The sequence below is a fragment of the Janthinobacterium foliorum genome (assembly GCF_978021625.1).
The window spans coordinates 251,428-266,333 of record NZ_CDXDQE010000008.1 but is presented as its reverse complement, the minus strand read 5'-3'; the positions used below and the strand labels follow the sequence as shown (position 1 = coordinate 266,333).

At 64.1% G+C, this 14,906-nt stretch carries 16 protein-coding genes; 4 read left to right on the top strand and 12 right to left on the bottom strand.

Features of this window, described 5'->3' with window-relative positions; all coding sequences use genetic code 11:
* Positions 1-8: 8 nt before the first annotated feature.
* The 8 genes from ACZ92H_RS17945 to ACZ92H_RS17910 form a co-directional block, all read right to left on the bottom strand.
* Entirely contained in the window at positions 9-1,784 is a 1,776-nt protein-coding gene (locus tag ACZ92H_RS17945) for an ABC transporter ATP-binding protein (RefSeq protein WP_465050456.1), read from the bottom strand.
* Complete coding sequence (locus ACZ92H_RS17940) at positions 1,781-2,335, bottom strand: TlpA family protein disulfide reductase (RefSeq protein WP_465050455.1); 555 nt, start codon at positions 2,333-2,335, stop codon at positions 1,781-1,783. Before ACZ92H_RS17940 ends, ACZ92H_RS17945 begins: the two co-directional genes overlap by 4 nt.
* Complete coding sequence (locus ACZ92H_RS17935; RefSeq protein ID WP_465050454.1) at positions 2,335-2,844, bottom strand: MauE/DoxX family redox-associated membrane protein; 510 nt, start codon at positions 2,842-2,844, stop codon at positions 2,335-2,337. The genes ACZ92H_RS17940 and ACZ92H_RS17935 overlap by 1 nt, the downstream gene beginning before the upstream one ends.
* Entirely contained in the window at positions 2,838-3,716 is an 879-nt protein-coding gene (locus ACZ92H_RS17930) for an SDH family Clp fold serine proteinase (RefSeq protein WP_465050452.1), read from the bottom strand. The genes ACZ92H_RS17935 and ACZ92H_RS17930 overlap by 7 nt, the downstream gene beginning before the upstream one ends.
* The gene (locus ACZ92H_RS17925) at positions 3,698-4,711 is read right to left on the bottom strand and encodes an ATP-grasp domain-containing protein (RefSeq protein WP_465050451.1); all 1,014 of its coding nucleotides are present in this window, start codon (positions 4,709-4,711) and stop codon (positions 3,698-3,700) included. Before ACZ92H_RS17925 ends, ACZ92H_RS17930 begins: the two co-directional genes overlap by 19 nt.
* Before the next feature lie 67 nt (positions 4,712-4,778).
* Positions 4,779-4,970 (bottom strand): hypothetical protein, encoded by a 192-nt coding sequence (locus tag ACZ92H_RS17920; RefSeq protein ID WP_465050450.1) that lies wholly within the window; start codon positions 4,968-4,970, stop codon positions 4,779-4,781.
* Positions 4,971-5,109: 139 nt separating this feature from the next.
* Entirely contained in the window at positions 5,110-5,298 is a 189-nt protein-coding gene (locus tag ACZ92H_RS17915; protein ID WP_131369304.1) for a hypothetical protein, read from the bottom strand.
* A gap of 228 nt (positions 5,299-5,526) precedes the next feature.
* Positions 5,527-5,712, bottom strand: a complete 186-nt coding sequence (locus ACZ92H_RS17910; RefSeq protein WP_465050449.1) for a hypothetical protein — start codon at positions 5,710-5,712, stop codon at positions 5,527-5,529.
* A gap of 728 nt (positions 5,713-6,440) precedes the next feature.
* On the opposite strand from ACZ92H_RS17910, the gene ACZ92H_RS17905 reads away from it, so the two are divergent.
* Together ACZ92H_RS17905 and ACZ92H_RS17900 are read left to right on the top strand one after the other, a co-directional pair.
* Positions 6,441-6,821 carry a hypothetical protein gene (locus ACZ92H_RS17905; protein ID WP_465050448.1) on the top strand — a complete coding sequence of 127 codons (381 nt, stop codon included), beginning with the start codon at positions 6,441-6,443 and terminating at the stop codon, positions 6,819-6,821.
* 8 nt (positions 6,822-6,829) lie between these two features.
* The gene (locus ACZ92H_RS17900) at positions 6,830-7,162 is read left to right on the top strand and encodes an immunity protein Imm33 domain-containing protein (protein WP_465050447.1); all 333 of its coding nucleotides are present in this window, start codon (positions 6,830-6,832) and stop codon (positions 7,160-7,162) included.
* Between the two features lie 22 nt (positions 7,163-7,184).
* Here ACZ92H_RS17900 and ACZ92H_RS17895 read toward each other — a convergent pair whose 3' ends face one another.
* Entirely contained in the window at positions 7,185-8,366 is a 1,182-nt protein-coding gene (locus ACZ92H_RS17895) for a metallophosphoesterase family protein (protein WP_465050446.1), read from the bottom strand.
* Between the two features lie 285 nt (positions 8,367-8,651).
* Between ACZ92H_RS17895 and ACZ92H_RS17890 the strand changes: the two genes are divergently transcribed.
* Positions 8,652-10,097: a serine hydrolase domain-containing protein gene (locus ACZ92H_RS17890; RefSeq protein WP_465050445.1), complete on the top strand. Its 1,446-nt coding sequence runs from the start codon at positions 8,652-8,654 to the stop codon at positions 10,095-10,097.
* On the opposite strand, the gene ACZ92H_RS17885 is transcribed toward ACZ92H_RS17890, so the two are convergent.
* Positions 10,094-11,440: a S41 family peptidase gene (locus ACZ92H_RS17885; protein ID WP_465050444.1), complete on the bottom strand. Its 1,347-nt coding sequence runs from the start codon at positions 11,438-11,440 to the stop codon at positions 10,094-10,096. The two genes, ACZ92H_RS17890 and ACZ92H_RS17885, sit on opposite strands and share 4 nt — an antisense overlap.
* 104 nt (positions 11,441-11,544) lie before the next feature.
* Entirely contained in the window at positions 11,545-12,141 is a 597-nt protein-coding gene (locus ACZ92H_RS17880; RefSeq protein WP_465050443.1) for a type 1 glutamine amidotransferase family protein, read from the bottom strand.
* A gap of 233 nt (positions 12,142-12,374) precedes the next feature.
* Here ACZ92H_RS17880 and ACZ92H_RS17875 point away from each other — a divergent pair, with 233 nt between their 5' ends.
* Entirely contained in the window at positions 12,375-14,012 is a 1,638-nt protein-coding gene (locus ACZ92H_RS17875; protein ID WP_465050442.1) for a phosphoethanolamine transferase, read from the top strand.
* Positions 14,013-14,092: 80 nt separating this feature from the next.
* Here ACZ92H_RS17875 and ACZ92H_RS17870 read toward each other — a convergent pair whose 3' ends face one another.
* Positions 14,093-14,866 (bottom strand): ferredoxin--NADP reductase, encoded by a 774-nt coding sequence (locus ACZ92H_RS17870; protein WP_131369325.1) that lies wholly within the window; start codon positions 14,864-14,866, stop codon positions 14,093-14,095.
* Between the last annotated feature and the right edge of the window lie 40 nt (positions 14,867-14,906).

The following is a 14,906-nucleotide window of genomic DNA, read 5'->3' as shown; positions in this document are numbered from 1 at the left end:
TCCCCACTTTACAGGGTTGCCGTGCTCTCGTGCAACTGCTGGAACTGCGACAGCTGCTGCTGCATCAGCCGCGCATACTGGCCGCCGGCGCGCAGCAGTTCGGCATGCGTGCCTTGCTGGCAAATCCTGCCATCCTCCATGACGATGATGCGGTCCGCCTTCACGATGGTGGAAAAGCGGTGCGCGATGATGATGGTGGTGCGTCCCTGCATGAGGGTATCGAGGGCTTGCTGCACCAGCTGTTCGCTGGCGGCGTCGAGTGCGCTGGTGGCTTCGTCCAGGATCAGGATCTTCGGCGCGCGCAGGATGGCGCGGGCGATGGCGATGCGTTGTTTCTGTCCGCCCGACAATTGCACGCCCCGTTCGCCCACCAGGGTGTCGTAGCCATCCGGAAAGGCCGTGATGAAATCGTGGGCATGCGCCAGGCACGCCGCCGTGGCCATCTCGTCGCGCGTCACCACCCGGTCCGGCACGGCAAAGCCGATATTGTCCGCGATGCTGCCGGAAAACAGCGCCGGCTCCTGTTCCACCACGGCCATCTGGCGCCGCAGCTGGGCCACGCCGAAAGCGGACGCGTCGATGCCGTCGAACAGCAGGCTGCCCGCATCCGGCTGGTAATGGCCGAGCACGAGGCTGGCGATGGTGGACTTGCCTGCGCCGGACGCCCCCACGAGGGCGATTTTTTCACCCGCGCGGATGGTCAGGCTGACGCCGCCAAGGGCCGTTGCCTGCGTGCGCTCGGGGTAGGAAAAGCGCACATCGCGCAGCGCGATATGCCCGGCCAGCGGCGGCTGCTGCGCGGCGGCGGGCACGGGCCGGTGGCTGCGAAGGATCTCGAAGATGCGGTCGGTCGAGCCCATGGTGCGCATCCAGGTGTTCCAGAATTCGCTGATGGAACCGGCCGTGTCCGTTACCATGCTGGCATAGATGACGAAGGCCGTCAGCTCGCCCACCGTCAGGCGGCCCTGGCCGATCAGGTGGCCGCCGAAGCACAGCGTGGTCAGCAGCGCAACGAAGGCCAGCATGCCCTGCGCGCCCTGGAAGATGGCCAGCAGGCGCGTGCCGGCCAGCGACACGCCCAGCAGTTCCCGCATGGCTTGCGCGTAGCGGGCCATGGCGCCGCCTTGCTGGTTGAACGCCTGCACCAGGCGTGCATGGGCAAAGTATTCCTGCGCCACCTTGCCGCTGGCGGCCAGGCTGGCGGAGATGGCGCGCGCGCGCTGGCGGTAATTGCTGCCGGTCAACTTGCCGAAATACAGGCTGATGGGAATGAACAGGGCCAGGGGCAAGCTCAGCATGGGCGACAGGTGCAGCAGCATGGCGATGCCGCCGACGAACACGCACAGCGAGCGCAGGGCATTGGCCGCGCCGATGGTGAGGCTTTCGTGCAGCGACGAGACGTCGGACGTCAGCCGGCTATTGAGTTCGCCGCCATGATGTTTGTCGAAGAAGGCGATGGGCTGGTTGATCACCACGTCGAACAGGCGGCGGCGCACGTCCATGACGATCATGTGGCCGCCCGATTGCAGCAAGTAGAACCGCGCGGCCGAGGCCAGCGCATACAGCAGGCTGAACAGTAGCATGGCGGCCACCATGCCCGGCGTGATGCCGCGCTGCGTGAGGGCGGCCACGTTGTCGATGAAGTACGCGATGGCTTGCGGAAAGGCCAGCTGCGCCGCCACCGTCAAGGCCATGCACAGCAGCCCGGCGGCGATGCGCCAGCGCACGGGATACAGGAGGCGCAGGCGTTCGAGATGGGGGACGATGATGTTCATGCGGTTCATGCGGCGCGCTCCCCGGCCATCTCGCCATGCAGCTGCCCGACGAGGGCCAGCCAGTCGGCATCGCCGACCAGCCCGGCCGCTTCGACGATGCCCTCGTGATTGACGAACACGTACGACGGTGAACTCATCAGGGGATTCACGCGCCGGTAGTCGCGCAGCGCCAGGCGCGCTGCCGCCCCCTGCAGGATGCCGCCGGGCAGAAAGGCGCGCAGGCGGCGGGCCGGCTCTTCGCTGAGCAGCCACAGGTCCAGTCCCGCGCTGCGCGCCAGCGGCAGCAATTCTTCGATGCCGGCCAGTTTTTCCTGGCATTTCGGACAGCGGCTGGCCAGGAACAGCAGTACGGCCGCCTGGCCGCCGGCGCCCGGCTGGAAACGCGCGCCGCCCGCCAGCGGCCGGGCTTGCACGGCGGGCAGCGGCTCGCCCGGCGCCAGCGCCGTGGGCGCGAGACGTTCGCGGCGGCTGGCCCGCAGGATGGCAAGGCTCAGCCAGATATTGCCGGCGATGGCAAACGCCAGCCCCGCCAGCACCCATTGCAAGGTCGTGGTATCCATCAGCGGGCCTTTGCCAATGTGGCGATGTCGTGCAGGGAAATGGTGGCCACGCAGACGATGGCCGCCAGTCCGCCCGCCAATATCGAGGTCGCGAGGGGCAAGGCGGCATCGTGCGCCAGCGCAAAATAGCCGCCGTTGATGGCGATGGCCAGCCCATTGCGCAGCAGGTCGTAGTGCGACACGGGCCGCGCCGCCTCGCCAAAGCAGCTGCAGCGCACGACGCTGTGGGTGAAGTAGCGGTGCATCAAGACGCCCGTAAGCGTGCTCAATAGCAAAAGCGACAGCAGCATGGGCAGCTGGGCGCCGCCGGCCAGCAGCCAGCCGGCCAGCAGCAGCTCGGCCGCCACCAGGGCCGGCGCGGCAAAGGTCGCGGCGGCAGGCGGCAAGCCGAACGACGTGGCCAGGTTGGCGCGAAAATCGCCGTAGCTGCGCAGTTTGCCCACGCTGGCCGCCAGCAGCAGCAAGGCGATCACATAGCGCGCCATGTCGGCAAGCAACAGCGTCAGCATGGCGGCTGTCCTGCCGTCGACCACAGGGGCGCGAAGCCGCCCGGACGCTGGCGCCGCAGCTGCACGCCATCGCGCGAGGCCAGCAGGGCGTCGTTCCACGGTTCGTCGGGCGCGCTGCGCAGGGCGCCGCCTATGCTCGACTGCAACTGCGTCGAAATGGCCCAGCCCAGGCGCTCGGCGTGCGCATCGCGCGCCATGTGCAAACCCAGGCCGGCCAGCTCGTCGCGCGTCAGCGCATAGTTGTGCGAGTGATAGCCCGACACCAGCTGCTCGACGATGGCGCGCCGCGCCTCGGGCGTGGCATCGGGCAATTGCCACGCCAGCAATTCCTCGCCGATCTGCGCCAGTTCCAGCGTGGTGCGGTAAAAGGCTGTCAGCGACGGCGGAAAGATGCTGCCGCACAGCAGCGACAGCGATTGCTGGCGCGCTTCGCCCGCATCGACGCCGAACCACTGCTGCGCCATGTCGCCGAAGCGCTTGATGTCCAGGCTGGACAGTGATCCGCCTTCGGCGCCGTCGAGCTGCGGGTCGATGGGCGAGAACAGGGCCAGGTCGCCCGCGATGATCTCGTCCGCCCCCAGGGCCAGCAGGGTGGCGGCCGATTCGCAGTGGAAGGGCACGATAAAGCGCAGGTGGCGCGCATGCTGGCGCAGCACCAGGGCGATGCGGCGCGCCGCGTTGACGATGCCGCCGCGTCCGTGCAGCACCACGTCGAGCCGTGGCACCTGGCCGATGCCCTGGCACAGTTCGTACAGGGCGGGCAGCAGTTCCATGTCCAGGTGCGAGGCGGCCAGGACGATGGCGCGGCTGTCGCGCTGCTGCTCCAGCGCGCGCAGGTGCTGGGGAATCAGATTCAGGTCTGGCTGCGGCATAGCGCTCCTTCGATCAGTGCATCGGCCACGCTTTCCAGCAGGGGCAGGGTGGGGACCAGTTGCTGGACATACAGGAATTGACCGACGGGATTATTTTCCAGGAAGACATAGTCGTCCCCGGGCGTGACGATCAGGTCCAGCGCCCCATATTCGAGCCCATAGCTGTGCACGAAATCGAGGCAGCGCTGCCGTATCTCGTCCGGCAAGGTGCATGCTTCGTAGCGGATGGGGGCCGACATGTCGCGTGAATCGACGGCCGTGCGGGCATCGTCCTGCGAATACAGGCGCGCGGCAAACAGCCGCAGGCCGATCACGGTGACCCGCAGTTCATATTGCTTGGCGATGTATTCCTGGAACTGGCAGCTCAATTCGCCCACGGCGTCCAGGCTGTCCAGCATGGCGTCGTCGACGATGGTCGTGCCGATGCCGTGGCTGACCCGCTGCGCCTCGTCCACGCTGTCGGCCGCCAGGGTCGGCGTGGACATGGCCTTGAAAATGACGGGGCCGCCAACGGCGGCGCGAAACGCGCGCACGTCGTCGGGCACGTTGGTGATCACGGTGGCGGGCACGCGAAAGCCCAGGCGCGCGGCCCGTACGAGCTGTTCGCCTTTCCATTGCGCGCCGCGCAGGGCCAGCGGATGGCTGAGCCAGTAGCAATCGAGCGCGTACAGCATGCTGAACATGGCCTGTTCCGTTTCCACTTGCGCATAGGCGCGTTCCTGCGCCGTCAGGTCCGCGCTGGCGTAGGCGTAGTCGGCCGCCTTGCGCAGCCACACGGCCCCCACTTGCCGCAGGTCCAGCCAGTCGCCGTCAGGCAGCAGGCGCAGGCGCGCGCCGGGCTGGCCATGCAGCATCGTCTGGCTCAGCTGGTAATCGCGGGGAAAGGCGTCGAGGTTGATGCGGAAGGGGGCATGGCCCCGCTGCGCCAGGATTGCAGTGACCAGGTCGGCATGCAAATCGCCGCTATGGCTGATAATCAAAATCTTTTTATGCATTCAGTACCCTGCGGCAAACGACAATAAAAAAGCCCTGCCACGGCAAGGCTTTCAGGTGGTGCACGTGTCAGCAGAAATCGCCGCCATCACTCGAGCCGATACGCGAATAGCGGTATTGCTCTTCGCTGTCGACGGCCGTGCAGCCGGCCACGGCTACGCCATCGCGTACCTTCCATTGCGCAGGAAGGGCAGGCTTTTCCTGTTCCTTTTTTTCCGCCAGCTTGAATGCGAACAATTTGCTTTGATTTTGCTTCTGCATGTTTTCTGTCCTATCGTAGTGGTGAATATCCCGCATAGTCATCGCGCGCACGGTAAAGCCGTGCCACAATCGGCGCGAGGTTGAATTGTGGGAATGTATGCAAATCCCGCGCGGGGCGGGATGAATGATGCGCGGACGATCAGCAATAAATGCCGGTGTCGTTCGGATTCAGGCGCGAGTTATCGCGCAGATTGTAATCTTCAGGGTTGCCGTAATACGTGCAGCTTGCCGTGGCGACGCCGTCGCGCACCTGCCATGGCTGCTTGACTTCTTTTTTGACTTCTTTTTCAGCCAGTTTGAAAGCGAATAACTTGGTTTGATTTTGCATTGTACTATCCTTTTGTAATGGTTAAGTACTGCTTTACTTGTTTGCCGGTGATTCGGCTTTTAAATATTAAGTTCAAAAAAATATTGAGTCAATCAATGAATGAAATATATTTAAAATCGCCTGGAATTAATATGCCGGACAAGAAAAGGCCGCAACGCCCCGGTGCAAGGTATTCATATGGAATGAAATAAAACCCCGCCGCGGGCGAAGCGAATGGCTATGCCGCGATCAGCAGAATTGGCCGGTGTCGCGGGAATTGACCGTGGACGAATAACGATACTGAAAACGCTCGACCTCGCTGCAACCGGCGAGGGCGACACCATCGCGTGCCTGCCATTCGGCGGGCGGCGCGGGCGGGGTTGGAAGCTGTTTCTCAGCAAGCTTAAAAGCAAACAATTTTGCCTGGTTTTGCATTGTACGATCCTCGCGTGATGATGTAATGCCGCCTGATTGCCGGGTGAAATGGATGCGGATACCGCATATTCACCGGATGGCATGCCGCTGCACGCCGCGCACGCAGGCACGGCTTTACACGCCAAGCGGATGGAAGCAAAAGGGAATCAAAAAAAAAGAGGGAACCCCGCCAGTGGCGAGGTTATGCCGCGCGGCCCGGATCAGCAATACTGGCCGCTATCGTTTGGCTGCAGGCGCGATTCGTAGCGGAAGTTTCCGCTGCCAATGATAAATTCGCTGCAGCCGGCAACGGCAACGCCGTCGCGTACTTTCCAGGCTGTCGGCGGCAATGCCTATTTTTCCACCTGTTTTTCAGCCAGTTTGAACGCGAACAATTTGGGTTGTTTCTGTTTTTGCATTGTACTATCCTCTTGTGATGGTTAAGTACTGCTTGCGCTGTATGCCATGGTGTATGGCTGTTCGATAGTAGCGCCTGAATAAATATGCGTCAACTTGAAATTGTGGCGTGTGCGGAACGCATATGCCAATAAAATACTCTCCAAATATCACGCGCGGTACGGGTTTATTGACATGCAATAAATTTTTATTGCACTTTTTAAATATTTTTGGATTGGCATATTATTGCGCTGCACTATCGCGGTGCATGCGGGGCGAGTATCGGGAAAAGGAATGGCTGATGCGCGCAACCACGCACTATAATGGCGCCTGCTGAAACAAAGGGGACAAGCATGGAAAGAACCGTTACCGACAGCCTGCGGCAGCAGGCCTATGCGCTGGCTACCGCGTTCCTCAGTACGCTGGACAGGCGCGATCCTGTTGCGCTGCAACGCGATTGGGCGGTGTCGCCGGCGTTGGCTGACGAGATTGCCGGCATGCTGGGCAGTTATTTTACGGCGGAGCAAGCCTTGTCCCTGGCGCCGTTGGCGGACGCGTTCGGGCCGGGCAGGGGCGGGCGTCCAGCCGTCGATGTGTATGCCACCAGCGCCGGTTCGCTGGGCCTCGAATGCCTGCTGTTTGCCGATGGCAGGCCGGGGGAAGCCATCCTGCACCTGGACGTGGCGGGCCGCGATGGCGATTTGCGCCTGCATTACAACTACATTGGTTCCTGAGAAAATAGATGAACGACGAGTCGATCAACGCAAAGCAGCGGCATATTTGCGACAAGTACCATTTGCCGGCGCAGCCGCCGGAAGCCATGGTGGCCCTGGCCATCGGCAGCCTGGCACAGTCCCCCATCTACGGCACGCGCATCGACTTGCCGGAAAACGGCACCATCAGCTGGTTCATCCATTGTGGAGAACACAGCGATGCGCCGGATTTCTATCAGGCCCTGCATGCCACGCACCTGCAGGAAATGCTGCCGCAAGTGCTTGATTACCTGGCCTTGCCCAGCGGCGCGAAGTTCATCCTCGACCGTGAAGGCTATGAGGATGTGTGGCGGGAAGGCTGACCGCGCCGCGCCGGCTCCCTGTTCATGACAGGGTGTTGGGCAGATACGCCTTCTGCTTGAGATCGAAGCGGAAGTAGTCGAGCAAATGGCTGCCCTTGCTGAAAGGCTCTTGCGGCCGCGGTACTTCGTAGTACTTGCCGAGCATGACGCCGTCGGACAATTCCACGCGCAGGTAGCCGTGGTGGTCGTCCGAGTAGTTTTCCAGCGTGACGGCGTCACCTGCGTCGTCATGGAAGACGGCCGGCGGTATCAGGCGCTGGCCATTGACTTTCATGATCTGGTGCAGGTTATGGTAGCCGCCGGCGCCCGTGACGAGGAACAGGGTCTTGCCGCCGTCGGCACTGTCACGTGTCAGGCGCTGGTAGTTGTGGACGTGGCCGGCAAGTATGGCGTCCGGATGGCGCCCCGCCGCGGCGGACGCCTGCGCGACCAGCTCTTTCATGTAGGTGCTGCCGGAATGGTGGTCGTCCGCCGAATAGATCGGGTGGTGCAGTGCCAGCAGCAGGGGCAGGTCGCGCGGCAGGGTGGCCAGCTCCGACGCCAGCCATTCCTTTTGCGGTGTGCGGATTTCGCCGCCGGCGGGCACATTGCTGTACAGCCCCACGATACTGGCTTGCGGCGTGAGCAGGGTCCAGTACACATTCGGCTGCACCATGGCCGTGCGGCTGGAGTCGCCCGATTCCGGCATCTTGACGGGCTGGGGCGCGCAAAAGTTGCGCACGAAGCCGTCGAGGGTCTGGTCGTCCGGCAGGTTTTCGCCATCGTGGTTGCCGGGCACGGCAAACACGGGCGCCAGGTAGAACTCATAGGGCTGGTAGAACTGCTTGTAATACTCGCTGACCTGGCCGTTAAAATAGACGCAGTCGCCCGTGATGTACAGAAAGGCCGGCACTTGGCTGGCGTCGGCCTGGAAATCGTCTTCCATGCCTTTCGCCACGAGTTCCTGCGGCACCGCGTACTGGATGCCGCCCATGTCGCCATTGAGATGAAAGACGAGCTTCCTGTTCCTGACGATGGCCTCGTAGACGGCCGGCGCCACGATCTCCTGCAGGTCGAGGCGGAAAGGCGCGCTGCCGGTCGGCGGCGGCAAGTCGCGGAACGCCGTGTTGCGGGGCGGCGCCTGGTGCAGCGACGACTGTCCGCCTGCATGGGGCCGCGCCAGGCCAAAGACATGGGCATTGTTGCCAGACACCAAATCAGCCATGATGCTCCCCCGCAATTCCCTGCAACACCCGCCATGGCGTTCGGCTACCCGCGCCAGCCAGGCTTTCAGTGTAGCCGCCGCCCCCCGCATGTGCGCGCGCACGGGCCGGGATTCGATCTGGATCAATAGGCTGGCGCGCGATGGCCACGCCAGCGTCGTCATGCCGCGGCCGGGCCGGCGAGGAAAATGCATTGCGGCAACACGCGAATAGGGTAAGCTTGCTTTTTACATATGAATAGGAGCTTTGCCATGCTTATCCGCACGCAGTCAGTCCTGTGCGTTTTCATGCTCGCCTCAGCGCTGGCAGGGAGCGCTGCAGCAGCAGGGCCCGCTACTGCCACGCCGGCGGGCGCCGCCGCCGATGCCGGCCAGCAGCTCGCCGCCTTCCTGCAGGACGAGATGCGCGAGCGCCAGATCCCGGGCATGCAGGTGGCGGTGATCCGGCAGGGCAAGATCGTGCTGTCGCGCAATTTTGGTCTGGCCAGCCTGCAATACCGGGTGCCCGTGACGGATGCCACCCTGTTTTCCATCAATTCGGCCACCAAGGCGTTTACGGGGGTGGCCGTGATGCAGCTGGCACAGCAGGGCAAGGTCGATCTGGACGCGCCCGTCAGCCGGTATCTGGCGGGCCTGCCGCCAGCATGGCAAGGGGTGACGGTGGCGCAGCTGCTCAGCCATACATCGGGCTTGCCCGACGTGCTGGACCAGCGCAGCGGCAAGCTGGTGGGCCCGCTGCCGGACGATGCGGAGGCCGCGTGGAAGGCGGTGCAGGCGCTGCCGGTGGAAGCGGCGCCAGGCCAGCGCTACCGCTACAACCAGACCAACTATGTCTTGCTGGCGCAATTGATCGAACGCCAGAGCGGCCAGTCCTACGTCGATTTCATCCAGCACGGGCAATTCGACGCGGCGCGCATGCCGCACAGCGGGTTTGGCGACGCGAAGGACGTGGTCGTGGGCAAGGCCAGTTCGTATGTGCTGGGCACTGGCGGCAAGGGCTACCGCAACGTCATCGAGGATTTTCCCGTCTTCATGCGCGCCGGTGCCGGCATCAACAGCAACGTGGGCGAGCTGGCCAACTGGCTCGTCGCCCTGCAGGCGGGGCGCTTGCTGACACCGGCCAGCGTGCGGCGCCTGTGGCAGCCGGCCAGCCTGAGCGACGGCAAGCCGGCGCCGTGGGCGCTGGGCTGGCCCGCCATCGGGCGCGATGCGCACCGCGCCGTGGCCGGCATTGGCGGCGGGCGTTCGGCTTTTTATGTGTATCCCGACGATGACCTGGCGGTCATTATCCTGAGCAACCTGGCGGGCGGCCAGCCGGAACAGCTGATCGACACGGTCGCCAGCTTTTACCTGCCCGCCTTGCGCCAGCAGCGGGGCGGCGCCTACGCCATGCAATTGCTGCGCCGGGAGCTGGCCAGCACGGGCTACGCCGGCCTGGGCGAGAAGCTGGCCGCCATCCGGCGCCGGCACGGCTTGCCCGACCCCGCCGAAAGCGACTTGAATGCCTGGGGCTACCGCTTGCTGGCGCAGCAGCAGCCCAAGCGGGCTGTTGCCGTGCTGCAGCTGGCCGTGCAGCTGTCGCCGAACAGCGCAAATGGCCACGACAGCCTGGCCGAAGCGCATGAGGCGGACGGCGCCACGGCGCTGGCCATCACGCACTACCGGCGCTCGCTGGAACTGGACCCCGGCAACACGCATGCCGCGCAGCGCCTGCGCAGCCTGGCCGGCGCTTAACTTCGCAGCGTCAGCACGGCGTCGATCAGTTCCCGTTCATTATATGGGCTGTCCGGCAGCACGATATCGGGCTGCAGCAGCACGGGCGTGGCGGCGCCGGACGGGCGCTGGAACAGCACACGCGGCACGCCCAGTTCGATACGGCTGTTGGGCAGCGTGAAGGTCTGCGTGCCGCCGCTCTGGCGCGTGCGCGCCTGGCCGGCCGCGCCCACTACCGTGCCGAAGTGGAAATCCTGCATGACATTGCTCAGCAGGATGGCGGAAGAATACGTGCGGCGCCCCGCCAGCAGATAGGTGGCACCCGCGAAATGCAGCGGATCGTCCAGTTGCGGCTGCTGCCAGGAGCCGATTTCGCCATCGATGACGTCGCCCAGCTTTTCGCTAGCGCTGGTGCGTCCCTGGATGACTTTTTTGCGGTAGGTCGAGGCCCAGCGGTAGGGCTTGTCGGCGATATAGCGCAGCACGCCATCGATCCACAGGTCATCGTTGCCGCCGCCATTGGCGCGCACGTCGATCAGCAGCGTTTGCACGCCCGTGTCGCGCACCTGGCGGAAGGCGTCGGCCGTGAATGCCAGGAATTGCGCCTTGTCGCGCCAGCCGAAGGTGTTGAGGGTCAGCAACGCGGCCTTGCCTGGCAACAGCTCGAAGCGGAATTGCCGGGCGAAATTGTCGTTGCCTTCCAGATAAGCGGGCAAGGTGGCGGCGCCATCGACCGCCAGGCGCTGGCCGTCGTCGAGTTCCAGGGTGTATTGCGGCACTGCCCCCAGCAGTTTCCAGTACAGGAATGGCCAGCGCAGCGACAGCAGGCTGGCGCGAAACGCGGCCGTGTCGCCATGGCAGCGGGCCAGCAAGTCGGCCACGATGGCGCCGACCGGCATGCCGTTGATGCGCGTGATGCGCGCGCCTTGCAGCGGCGACGGCGCACCGCCCAGCTGCGCGCGGATGCGCAGGCCGCCAGCCGCGTCCAGCGTCACTTCATATGGAAAGAAACGGCCGCCCGCAGCGAGGAAGGCCTGGCTTTGCGCCAGCGGCGCGGGCGGCGTGATGGCCAGGTGGCCATCGGCATACAGGGGATTGAGCGTGGCCAGCAAGCGCCATGCCTGGTCGGGCGACATCGGCGCCTGCATCTGCTCCGCAATGGCTGCGTAGGCTTGCCGCACGGCGGCGGGATCGGCGGAAAAGCCCGGCTCCGGATGCGTGGCGGCGATCGATTCCTGGATAAAACGCAAGTCGGCGCGCAGCTGTTCCGGCGTCAGCAGGGACGGGGGCATGGCCTGGGCCAGCGCCACGGGCGCGCAGCACGCCAGGATCAGGCAGGCTGACAGGTATTTCAGGTGTTTCATGGCATCCTTTCGGGGTCGCGGTGAAGGATGCACTGTAATCAAGTGCGGCGCACGGCGCCAGTCATCTGCGACGCGCCGTAGAAACTGGCCGCCAGAAAGCGGAATCAGGCGACCAGCGGCGCCCGGCTTGCCTGTCCATGTTCTGCGCCGTGCATGGCCAGGTAGCTGGCCAGGTTGTCGTCGTCGATGCCCAGGGAGCGCAAGACCTCTGCCGTGAAGCTGACGGGCGCCGTGCCGGGCGCCGTGACGACGCGGCCGTCCGCCACGGCCCAGGGCACATCCTGGTACAGGGCGGCGCCCGCGTAGCCGCGGCCCAGGCTGCTCAAGTTGTCCGCGCTGTTGGAAGTGTGGCGTACGTTGTCGAGCACGCCTGCCTGCGCCAGCACGCGCGTACCGTCGCAGATGCCGGCCAGCACCACGCCCTTGTCCCGCGCGGCGCGCAGCAGGGCGGTCGGATCGGGCGCCTTGCCGCTTTGCCAGATGCTGCCGCCACACACCATCAGCAAGTCAAGCTCGTCGACAGAAATGTCTTCCAGCGCCAGCTGCGGCGTGACCAGCATGCCGCCCGACGATGTCACGGGCAAGCCGCCCGGCGTGGCGAACTGCGTGTAAAAGCCGTAGTACAAGCGCGCGGTGGAGTTGAGCAGGGCGGTTTCCCAGTCGGCAAAGTTTTCAGTAAGGATGGTGATGGCGCGTGTCATGGCAATGTCCTGTTGTGTTGGGATGGTACGGGCCGCGCTGCGGGCCCGCAATGGCGACAGCATAATGACTGGGACTGACAGTTTCTGTCAGGAGCATGCATTGCTTCTCGTACATCATGTAGTGCCAAAATGATGATACCAGTTGCAATGGACTGCGCTACAATCGCTGGCCCGTCCAAACGGGCCGGGCCACGCAGTTCCATTCAACGCTGATTCTGACTGTCTATTGTTCCATGCTGATACTGTTTTGCCGCGTCCTGTTAAGCATAGCCGGCCTGCTGCTGTTCTTTCTCTTCGACCAGTTAAGCGCGAATGAATGCCTCAAATTGGGCGTCTTGCTGGCGGCGTTCCTGCTGGGCATCGGCGGCGTGCTGCACGCCTGGCGCTGCCGCCCGGCCGCCATCACCGTGCTGGTGCGCATCGTCGTGCCCGTGTTTTACCTCGATGCCGCCGTCAAGGGCTTCCTGCGTGGCTATTTTGGCATGCGGCCCAATCCCAATGCGGTTTTGCAATCGATGTTTGCGACAGATCAAGCCGAGACGGCCGAGTTTTTCGTCCACAACGGCGTGGCCCTGGCGCAAGCGGCTGGCTGCTTCCTGCTGGTGACGGCGGCCGTGCTGCTGGCCGACCGTGCGCTGCTGCGCTGGCGGCCGGCGCGCGCCGGCGTGCCGGGCCTGGCGCAAAAAAGCTTTGCCGCCGGCATGGCCGTGTTTCTGCTGATGCTGCATGTGAATACCACCATGCGGCGGGAAAATCCGGTCCTGTTCTGGCCGCTGCGCTACCAGCAGTACAGTACGCAACTGGCGGCCATGCACTCGATGCAGCAGGCGCTGACGGCGGCGATGGCCGCGCCGCGCGATTGGAACGTGCGCTATGCGGGCGAGGATGCCCGCACCGTCATCCTGGTGATCGGCGAGAGCACCAACCGCGCCTCGATGTCGCTGTACGGCTATCCGCGCGCGACCACGCCCCACCTCGACGCCATGCGGGCCAGGCTGCTGGTCTTCAATGATGTGATCTCGCCCGCGTCGAGCACGGTGGAATCGATGATGTCCATGCTGACGCCGGCCGACCTGGGCAATCCCGATGCGTGGATGGCCAAGCCCAACCTGCTGATGCTGGCCGAGGCGGCCGGCTACAAGACGTTCTGGGTCTCGAACCAGACGCGCAACGATGGCTGGATCGGCATGCTGGCGGGCGAAGCCGATGAAAGCGACTTCATCAATTACGGCACGGGGCGCGGCGAGAACAATTTTGACGCCAACCTGTTCCAGCCATTTGGCCAAGCGCTGGCCGACGCGGCGCCGAAAAAGCTCATCGTGGTGCACTTGCTGGGCGCGCATCCCAGCTACGACATGCGCTACCCCAGCCGCTTTTCATATTTCGACAACCGGCAGGATGCCGTCAGCGCGCACATGGCCAGCCAGGGCCGTTCCGCGTGGATACGCAACCAGCGCGACGAGTACGACAACGCCATCCGCTATGGCGACTACGTGCTGGGCAACCTGATCGGCATGGCCGAGAAGGCCAAGCCGGGCCGTGCCGCCTCGCTGCTGTTCGTCTCCGACCACGGGCAGGAAGTGGGCTACAGCCGCAATCATGCGGGCCATTCCGCGTCGGACAAGAGCGGTTATGAAATTCCCATGCTGCTCTGGAGTAACCAGCTCCTGCCGCAATCGGCGGCCGCGCGCACGGCGCTGGAAAGCCGGCCGTACCAGACGGACAAGCTCGACGCCACCGTGCTGGGCCTGCTGAAGATCGAGACCAGCTACTACGCGGCGCAGGACGATATTCTCAGCAGCGCGTTTACGCCCGTGCAGCGTTTCATGAACGGCCTGCAATACCAGCGCGCCATGCCGCTGGCCCGCTGACGCGCCAATGACAGGGGCCCGGCGCCGCCGCGGGAAGCGGCGGGGCCGGGCCCCTGGATTGACTACGGAATTGCTGCAGATTACTTCTCGGCGAACGCGCGCTCGACAACAAAGTCGCCAGGCGTCGACGTGTTGCCTTCCTTGAAGCCACGCGCTTCCAGCATCTCTTTCAGGTCGCGCAGCATTTCCGAGCTGCCGCAGATCATCACGCGGTCTTCGGCCGGATTGAGTGCCGGCACGCCCAGGTCTTCGGCCAGCTTGCCGTTCTCGATCAGTTCCGTGATGCGGCCCATGTTGCGGAAATCTTCGCGCGTCACGGTCGGGTAGTAGCGCAGCTTGTCGCTGACCATTTCGCCGAGGAATTCATGCTTCGGCAGGTGCTCTTCCAGCAAATCGTGGTAGGCCAGCTCGTCGACCTGGCGCACGCCGTGCACGAGGATCAGCTCGTCGAAACGCTCGTAGATATCCGGATCGCGCACGATACTGAGGAATGGCGCCAGGCCCGTGCCCGTCGACAGCATGTACAGGCGCTTGCCTGGCAGCAGGTAATCGGACACCAGGGTACCCGTCGGCTTGCGGCCGACGATGACGGTGTCGCCCACTTGCAAGTGCTGCAGGCGCGACGTCAATGGACCGCCCGGCACCTTGATGCTGAAAAACTCCAGGTGGTCTTCGTAATTGGCGCTGGCGATACTGTAGGCGCGCAGCAATGGCTTGCCATCGACGCGCAGGCCGATCATCGTGAAATGGCCATTCGAGAAACGCAGCGACGGGTCGCGCGTGGTGGTAAAGGAGAACAGGGTATCCGTCCAGTGGTGCACGCTTAATACGCGCTCTTCATTCATCGAACTCATAGTGTTTGTAGGCTGGTCAAAAAAAATGGTTAGTTGCTGG

Bases quoted from the DNA above. Each gene is read 5' to 3' on its own strand.
- ACZ92H_RS17875 (WP_465050442.1), top strand. From the start codon at position 12,375: ATGCTGATACTGTTTTGCCGCGTCCTGTTAAGCATAGCCGGCCTGCTG.
- ACZ92H_RS17925 (WP_465050451.1), bottom strand. From the start codon at position 4,711: ATGCATAAAAAGATTTTGATTATCAGCCATAGCGGCGATTTGCATGCC.
- ACZ92H_RS17920 (WP_465050450.1), bottom strand. From the start codon at position 4,970: ATGCAGAAGCAAAATCAAAGCAAATTGTTCGCATTCAAGCTGGCGGAA.
- ACZ92H_RS17930 (WP_465050452.1), bottom strand. From the start codon at position 3,716: ATGCCGCAGCCAGACCTGAATCTGATTCCCCAGCACCTGCGCGCGCTG.
- ACZ92H_RS17905 (WP_465050448.1), top strand. From the start codon at position 6,441: ATGGAAAGAACCGTTACCGACAGCCTGCGGCAGCAGGCCTATGCGCTG.
- ACZ92H_RS17885 (WP_465050444.1), bottom strand. From the start codon at position 11,440: ATGAAACACCTGAAATACCTGTCAGCCTGCCTGATCCTGGCGTGCTGC.
- ACZ92H_RS17940 (WP_465050455.1), bottom strand. From the start codon at position 2,335: ATGGATACCACGACCTTGCAATGGGTGCTGGCGGGGCTGGCGTTTGCC.
- ACZ92H_RS17895 (WP_465050446.1), bottom strand. From the start codon at position 8,366: ATGGCTGATTTGGTGTCTGGCAACAATGCCCATGTCTTTGGCCTGGCG.
- ACZ92H_RS17890 (WP_465050445.1), top strand. From the start codon at position 8,652: ATGCTCGCCTCAGCGCTGGCAGGGAGCGCTGCAGCAGCAGGGCCCGCT.
- ACZ92H_RS17935 (WP_465050454.1), bottom strand. From the start codon at position 2,844: ATGCTGACGCTGTTGCTTGCCGACATGGCGCGCTATGTGATCGCCTTG.
- ACZ92H_RS17870 (WP_131369325.1), bottom strand. From the start codon at position 14,866: ATGAGTTCGATGAATGAAGAGCGCGTATTAAGCGTGCACCACTGGACG.
- ACZ92H_RS17900 (WP_465050447.1), top strand. From the start codon at position 6,830: ATGAACGACGAGTCGATCAACGCAAAGCAGCGGCATATTTGCGACAAG.
- ACZ92H_RS17880 (WP_465050443.1), bottom strand. From the start codon at position 12,141: ATGACACGCGCCATCACCATCCTTACTGAAAACTTTGCCGACTGGGAA.
- ACZ92H_RS17910 (WP_465050449.1), bottom strand. From the start codon at position 5,712: ATGCAAAACCAGGCAAAATTGTTTGCTTTTAAGCTTGCTGAGAAACAG.
- ACZ92H_RS17945 (WP_465050456.1), bottom strand. From the start codon at position 1,784: ATGAACCGCATGAACATCATCGTCCCCCATCTCGAACGCCTGCGCCTC.
- ACZ92H_RS17915 (WP_131369304.1), bottom strand. From the start codon at position 5,298: ATGCAAAATCAAACCAAGTTATTCGCTTTCAAACTGGCTGAAAAAGAA.